The sequence below is a fragment of the Nitrospirillum amazonense genome (assembly GCF_007828045.1).
GTDB lineage: Bacteria > Pseudomonadota > Alphaproteobacteria > Azospirillales > Azospirillaceae > Nitrospirillum > Nitrospirillum amazonense_C.
In genome coordinates this window covers 1-1,331 of record NZ_VITN01000076.1, presented here as the reverse complement: position 1 = coordinate 1,331, position 1,331 = coordinate 1, and the positions used below count along the sequence as shown (strand labels likewise).

The following is a 1,331-nucleotide window of genomic DNA, read 5'->3' as shown; positions in this document are numbered from 1 at the left end:
CATGTGTGGACGGCCCCGCCGAAACAAGGTGTTGGCGTAAGATTTTGTTTGGGTTGAAAGCGGTCATGTGTCCGGCCTTTGTGCGCGGTCGACAGGACCGCTGGCCCAGATGGGGTTCGCCAAGCGAGGACCAAACAGCGGCGCGACCTTTGGGGCCACAGGTATTAACGGTCTATCTCGCCTGCCGGTTCAACCGATCAACATCTCACGTCAGCTTTGTTCCCGGCACCGGTGCATGGCGCAGCTTCAGGCGGGTGAGTGCCTGTAAGCTTCGCCGTGCGCCATCATGGCCCACAGGATGCGGGCCATCTTGTTGGCCAGGGCGACAGCCACGAGCTTGCGTGGTTTGCGCTCCAGCAATTTGAGCAGCCATGCCGAGGCGGACTTGGCGCCGGGCTTGGCGTGTCGGATGACGCTGGTCGCACCGACGATCAGGAGTTGGCGTAGCCGCTCATTGCCAGCTTTACTGATGCGGCCCAGTCGTTGTTTGCCGCCGGTGGAATGTTCTTTAGGCGTCAAGCCCAGCCAGGCGGCGAAGTGCCGCCCCGACTTGAAATGCTCGGGTGCCACCGTCAGGGTGTAATTGATGGCGATGATCGGGCCGATCCCCGGCATGGCCGCCAAGGATCGGCTGAGCTTATTGGCCTGGTGCAAAGCCAGTAACTCCTTCTCCAGGTCATCGATCTGCTGATCCAACTGGTCGATGTGCTCGCGCATGCGCTCGAACATTCCACGAGCCACGGTCGGCACCATCTCATCTTCGGCCAGCTTATTCAGCAGTGGTTGGACCTTGCTGGTACCCTTGCCGGTGATCACACCGAACTCGGCGGCATGTCCGCGCAGGGCGTTGATGGTGGCGGTTCGTTGCTTGATCAGTAAATCCCGATGCCTCAGGATCATCGTGTCGGCTTGCTGCTGCGCGGTCTTCACCGGCACGCCGGTCATGCCAGGCCGTGACGCCGCTTCGCAGATGGCCTCCGCATCCGTCCGGTCATTCTTCGACCGTTTGACGAATGGCTTCACATACTGTGCCGGCAACAGCCGGACCCGGTGACCCAACTGCTCAAGCACCCGGGCCCAATAGTGGGCACTGCCGCAGGCCTCCATCACCACCTCGGTGGCGCCAACTTGCCTGAAAAACTTCTCCACATCGCTGCGCTTCAGATTACGCCGCAGCACCGCTTGATCCAGGGGATCGACCCCATGCACCGTGAACACATGCTTGGAAATGTCGATCGCTATCCGTTTATAGTCCATAAGGGCGGCCCTCGTGTTGGAGTGTGACAACCCAACTTTGGCATCCGATGCCATGGGGCCGTCCACCCAAACAG

At 60.6% G+C, this 1,331-nt stretch carries 1 protein-coding gene; it reads right to left on the bottom strand.

The features are described from left to right. Positions 1-246: 246 nt before the first annotated feature. Positions 247-1,257, bottom strand: coding sequence for an IS110 family RNA-guided transposase (locus FBZ89_RS30620; protein ID WP_145754889.1), 1,011 nt, complete (start codon positions 1,255-1,257; stop codon positions 247-249). Positions 1,258-1,331: the final 74 nt, after the last annotated feature.